This window comes from Desulfurellaceae bacterium (assembly GCA_021296095.1).
GTDB lineage: Bacteria > Desulfobacterota > Binatia > Bin18 > Bin18 > JAAXHF01.
The window spans coordinates 1-5,460 of record JAGWBB010000130.1 but is presented as its reverse complement, the minus strand read 5'-3'; the positions used below and the strand labels follow the sequence as shown (position 1 = coordinate 5,460).

Genomic DNA, 5,460 nt, shown 5'->3' with positions numbered 1-5,460 from the left:
TGTCGGCTGCCATACGTCCTCCGCACAAAATGTCGGGGCAACCCCCGGGGATTGCCCAGGAGAATGCCATACGTTCTCCGGGCAAGTCAAAGGGCAAATGCCGAATGAGCCGTCGTGTCTCGTTGTGCAGTGTCCCCCTCACCCCAGCCCTCTCCCTCCAGGGGAGAGGGAGCAGGCAATTCTCTCCAGGGGAAGAGGGAGCAGGCAATTCTCTCCAGGGGAAGAGGGAGCAGGCAATTCCCTCCCCCCGTGAGGGGGAGGGTCAGGGAGGGGGGCTGCACAAACTGAGGCGCTGCCAAGCCGTGTATTTGGCAATGGTGGCCCTTTCTGATACGTCGATGACATAGGCGCACCCCCCTGTGGGTGCCCAAATGCCGGGCACGCCCGTTGCCCAGCATGAACAGGAGGAGGACGTATGGGTCGCCTGGATGGAAAAGCGGTCATTCTGACCGGAGCGGCGCGCGGCCAGGGAGCGGTCGCCGCACAGACGTTTGCCAAGGAGGGCGCCCGGCTGCTGCTGAGCGACGTGCTGAGCGAAGAGGGCGAGCGGGTGGCGGCCACGATCAATGCCGACGGCGGCCAGGCTGTGTTCGAGGCCGGCGATATTGCCGAGGAAGCCACGCCTGTGCGTCTGGCCGAGCGCTGCGTCGCCGCCTTTGGCCGGATCGATGTCTTGTACAACAACGCCGGGATCATTCTGGGTAAACCCATCCAGGACACCAGCCTGGAGGAGTGGAATCGGATTCTGCGCATCGACCTGACCGGCCCGTTCCTGATGAGTAAGGCCGTCATCCCCCACATGATGGCCCAGCAGGCCGGCTCCATCATCAACATTTCTTCGGCCGGCGGCATTGTCGGCTATCCCTCCATGGCAGCCTACGGGGCGGCCAAGGGCGGGCTGGTCAATCTGACCCGCTGCATGGCGGTTGACCTGGCCGCCTACAATATCCGGGTCAACGCGATCTGCCCGGGCGCCATCGACACCCCCATGCCGCGGGCGTATATCGAGAACATGGACAACAAAGAGGCGGCCTGGCAGCAGATCGCGGACGCCCATCTGCTCAAACGCTTTGGCACACCGCTCGAGGTCGTGCATCTGGCGCTGTTCCTGGCTGCGGACGAGTCGAGCTTCATGACCGGCTCGGTCATTCCGGTTGACGGTGGCCAGACCGCCTATTAGCGCCGCGTTGCACCATGATTGTCGCCTCCCAGTTGACCAAGCGCTACGGGGCGGTTCGCGCCGTCACCGAGGTCAGTTTTTCCGTTGAGCACGGCGAAATCGTCGGCCTGTTGGGTCCGAACGGGGCGGGCAAGTCTACGACCATGCGAATGCTGGCCTGCATCCTGGCCCCGACCTCGGGCACGGCCGAGCTGGCCGGCTATGACATTCTGCGCCACTCGTTCGAGGTCCGCCGGCGGCTGGGTTACATGCCCGAGAACATCTCGCTGTACCCGGAAATGACAATCCGCGGTTTTCTCGATTTTGTCGGTAAAATGAAGCGCCTGCGCCGCCGCGCTCGCGCCGCCCGCGTCGCCGCAGTCATTGAAGAGCTTGACCTTGGCCGGCTGTCCGCGCGCTACATCGGAACCCTGTCCAAAGGCTACCGCCAACGGGTCGGTCTGGCCCAGGCCCTGTTGCACGATCCCACGGTTTTGATCCTGGACGAACCGACCATCGGCCTCGACCCCGAGCAGGCGGCCGAGTTCCGGCGCCTGATTCGCGGCATGCGCGGCCGACGGACGGTGCTGTTATCGACCCACATCCTGTCCGAAGTCCGCCTGACCTGCGACCGGGTGATGATCATCAATCAGGGCCGGGTGCTGGCCCTCGACAGCCCGGACAACCTGACGCTGGCGCTGCGCGACTCGGCCGAGCTGGTGGCCCAGATCGCCGGACCGCCGGAGACCGTCGTCGAGACGCTGCAAGCCCTGCCCGGGGTGCGCAGCGTTGCCTGCCACAGTCCGGACGACGACGGTCCCGGCTCGTACACGGTCCACGCCGAGCCCGCAGCAGAGGTCCGACCCGCCATTGTGGCGACCGCGACCGCTCGCGGCTGGCCGGTCTTTGAGCTGCGCTCGCGGGAGATGGAACTCGAAGAAATCTTCCACCGTGTGCTGCACGCCCAGCCGCCGGCCGCCGAACGCTGAATACTTCCGCCAATCATGAGTTGTCTCGCCGTTTTCAGCAAAGAGCTGAGAGCCTCTTTCGGGCTCTTCCTGGCCTATGCCATTGTCGCCGTCGCCCTGGCCCTGGCCGGTTTCTTTTTCTACACCGATCTCAGCCTGTTCATGCTCTTGGGCGGGGTCAATCTGGAGCGGGGCTTGTGGGAGTTCTTCTTTCACGATGTCCGCTTTGTGCTCCTGCTGCTGGTCCCGGTCCTGACCGCCCGGGCCTTTGCCGAGGAGAAGAAGCTCGGCACCCTCGACCTGCTGTGGACCTACCCGGTCTCGGAGACCAGCGTCCTGGTCGGCAAGTTTCTGGCCGCTGCGGTGCTGCTGGCGGTGGTGTTGGGCCTGACCACCTTCTACCCCCTGGTCCTGTCCTGGTACCACCCCCAGGTCAGCTGGTCGCCGCTGCTGGCCGGCTACGTCGGCCTGTTTCTGCTCGGCCTGGCCTTTGTCAGCGTCGGCCTGTTTCTGTCGGCCCTGACCGACAGTCAGGCGGTGGCCGCCATGGCCACCCTGGGCGTCCTGGTGCTGTTCTGGTCGCTGACCTGGAACGAACAGGCGGTCAGCGAGACGGTCGTCCACGTCCTGCTCCAGATCTCGCTCTTTGACCGCTTCTACCATTTCGCCCGCGGCGCGATCGACAGCCAGGAAATCAGCTTCCTGGTTTTGTTCAGCCTGTTTTTTCTGGTCCTGACCTGGCAGGCGCTGCGCTCGCGGCGCTGGCGTGGCAAGGGCGAGTTCTCGTCGCTGCGCGCCTTTCTGGAAACGCCCAGCCGGCGCCAGTGGCTGGTGGTCGGCGCCGTCAATCTGGGGCTGCTGGTCGGCCTGGTCGGACTCCAAAGCCTGTCCATACGTCACAACCTGCGCTGGGACCTGACCCCCAGTCAGAGCCTGACCCTGTCTCCCCAGACCCGGGAGTTGCTCGGCGACCTGGCCGACCAGGAGGTCGTGCTGACGCTCTTCTTCGGCGGCTCGCCCGATGCCTACCAGGCGTTTGAAGACTTGTTCAAACGCTACGCATCCTACAACTCCAGCTTCCGCTACCGTATTCTCTACCGCGACCGCAACCTGGGCCTCGCCCAGCAGTACGGCGCCGGCCACTACGGGGCGACGGTGATGGAATACCAGGGCCAGCGCAAGCTGCTGCCCATCGCCAGCGAGGAACTGATTACCCAGGCCCTGTTCCAGTTCCTGCACGGCCAGGAAAAAGTCGTTTACTTCATCGGTGGCCACGGCGAGCACGATCCGTTCAGCCGCCACGCCAGGGACGGCTACAGCGAGGCGGCGCTGGCCCTGCGGAATGAGAACTTTGTCGTCAAGCCCCTGCTGCTGTCGCGCACGGCACGCGTTCCCGAGGACGCCGCGCTGTTGGTGCTGAGCGGCCCACGGGCCGATTTGCTGCCCCGGGAAACCGCCGTCCTTGAGCGCTTCGTGGCCGACGGCGGCAGTCTGCTGGTGATGATTGACCCCATGGCCGCGCCCAATCTGAGCGCCTTTCTCAGCACCTATGGCGTCGGCCTGAGCCAGGACCTGGTGTACGACCCGTCCAACCGGCTGTTTGGCGGAGACGCGCTCAGCCCGATCGTGTCGCTGTACAATACCGGCGTGGCGATTGTCAGAGACTTTGCGATCAACACCATCTTTCCGCTGGCCCGCTCGGTCGAGCCACTCGACCCCCTGCCCCACCCGGCCCTCAGCGCCGCCCCCTTCTGTCGGACCGGCCCGGGCTCGTGGGCACGCTTTACCCCCGGGGCTGAGGTATCGGCGGGCGCGCTCGAATTCGAGGGCACCCAAGCCCGCCAGGGACCGATCTCACTGGCGGTGGCCGTGACCGTCGACCTCGATGGCTGGTCGGCCACCGACGCCGGCGTGACGGCCCCCTCCCCGGCCGTCCCTGCCCAGCCCGCCCGCGCGCCGCAGAATACGGCGCGTCTCGTTGTCTATGGCGATAGCGATTTTGTCAGCAACGCCCGTCTGTCGCTGCTCGGCAACAGAGACCTGTTTCTCAACACGGTCCAGTGGCTGGTCCAGGAAGAGCGTTTCATCACCGAACGGCCCAAAAACGAAGAAACCGCCCCAAAACTCTCGACCATCTTTCTGACCGCCCGGCAGAGCCGGCAGCTGTTCTGGCTGGCGGTGCTGGGCGAGCCGCTCGCCGTGCTGCTGATCGGGCTGGTGGTGGCCGGCTATCGACGCCGCAGAACGGTCTGAGTCAGTGCAGCGTCCACGCCTTCAGCTGCAAGACCAGGCGTTGGCGTTGCCGGGGGTTGAGGTTCCCGCTGCCTTCGAGCAACGGAAAGGTCTCATCACGCTGCACCACCCCAACGCCCGGCGCGTACAGGCTGACCACCGTGACCCCGCCGCCCGCACTCCAGCGCATGACCTCGACACAGTCCTCAAATGTCCCGGCCGGGACGCTGACGCTCAGGCCCAGCCCGGTAATCTCGTAGCGGCCGTCGGCGTTCTCCCACACCGTCCCGATGCGCAGGGGACTTTTGAGAACGAACAGGGGGCCGGCCGCCGCGCTCGGTCGGTCTTGGGGCTGGTCACGGAGCTGGTCACGGAATTTGGGGTTGATAACCGGCTGCGGGTCGGCCGGGCGCTGGCCGGCGCCGGTCAGGCGCGCAATACCCTCCGGGCCGGGCCGAAACACCTCCTCAAACCTGGCGGTTGACAGCGCGTCGGCCGTGATCTGAACCACAAACGCATCTTTTTCCTCACGGATGACCGCCCACTCTTCGGTGCTGCTGCCTGTGCTGGCCTCATACACCCAGCGATTGCCCACCGCCAGCGGAAAGTAGGCGCTCGGGTCGGGGGGTTGAGCCCCGACCGAGCTCCCCAGCCACAGCACGATAGCAACAACGCTGACGACCGAAGCGCTGTCTTGCAGGCGCTTCTTCAAGCCATTTCTCATCGTTCATCATTCCTCATGTATCGCCCCCGTCTTTCGGACGACGCGTCGCGACGCCCCTCCGTTGGTCCTGTCCTCATCATTTCCGTTGCTCATATTGCACACAGACCGGACGACCGGATAAAGAATGACCTAGCATGGCCAAACACAAAAAACACACCGGTCGCCCGAGCAGCGACCTCGACGCGTTTCTCAGCGAGCTGTCACACGCCACACCAGACCGGCGCCGCGAGCTGCACGTCCTGCTCCAGGGCCGGCTCACCGACCCGGGCCAGCTGGCGGACAGCCCGGCCCTGCCGGCCAGCCACCCGCTACGACGCCAGGCTGCTCTTGTCCAGCGGCTGTTTAACGCCGTCACCACCGCCCCGCTGCCGCCCGGC

At 65.4% G+C, this 5,460-nt stretch carries 5 protein-coding genes; 4 read left to right on the top strand and 1 reads right to left on the bottom strand.

Features of this window, described 5'->3' with window-relative positions; translation table 11 throughout:
* The first annotated feature begins 415 nt into the window (after positions 1-415).
* From J4F42_20890 to J4F42_20880, 3 genes are read left to right on the top strand one after another with little or no spacing between them, the layout of a single operon-like run.
* A complete protein-coding gene (locus J4F42_20890) occupies positions 416-1,180 on the top strand; it encodes an SDR family oxidoreductase (GenBank protein MCE2487978.1) in 765 nt (254 codons plus the stop codon).
* Positions 1,181-1,194: 14 nt separating this feature from the next.
* Positions 1,195-2,148: an ATP-binding cassette domain-containing protein gene (locus J4F42_20885; GenBank protein MCE2487977.1), complete on the top strand. Its 954-nt coding sequence runs from the start codon at positions 1,195-1,197 to the stop codon at positions 2,146-2,148.
* A gap of 15 nt (positions 2,149-2,163) precedes the next feature.
* Positions 2,164-4,380 (top strand): Gldg family protein, encoded by a 2,217-nt coding sequence (locus J4F42_20880; GenBank protein ID MCE2487976.1) that lies wholly within the window; start codon positions 2,164-2,166, stop codon positions 4,378-4,380.
* Between the two features lies 1 nt (position 4,381).
* Here J4F42_20880 and J4F42_20875 read toward each other — a convergent pair whose 3' ends face one another.
* Complete coding sequence (locus J4F42_20875) at positions 4,382-5,083, bottom strand: hypothetical protein (GenBank protein ID MCE2487975.1); 702 nt, start codon at positions 5,081-5,083, stop codon at positions 4,382-4,384.
* 134 nt (positions 5,084-5,217) lie between these two features.
* Here J4F42_20875 and J4F42_20870 point away from each other — a divergent pair.
* Positions 5,218-5,460: hypothetical protein (locus tag J4F42_20870; protein MCE2487974.1), on the top strand; the 243-nt coding region annotated here is incomplete at its 3' end.

Excerpts from the sequence above, each read along its gene's own strand:
- J4F42_20890 (MCE2487978.1), top strand. The coding sequence starts at position 416 with ATGGGTCGCCTGGATGGAAAAGCGGTCATTCTGACCGGAGCGGCGCGC.
- J4F42_20885 (MCE2487977.1), top strand. The coding sequence starts at position 1,195 with ATGATTGTCGCCTCCCAGTTGACCAAGCGCTACGGGGCGGTTCGCGCC.
- J4F42_20880 (MCE2487976.1), top strand. The coding sequence starts at position 2,164 with ATGAGTTGTCTCGCCGTTTTCAGCAAAGAGCTGAGAGCCTCTTTCGGG.
- J4F42_20875 (MCE2487975.1), bottom strand. The coding sequence starts at position 5,083 with ATGAGAAATGGCTTGAAGAAGCGCCTGCAAGACAGCGCTTCGGTCGTC.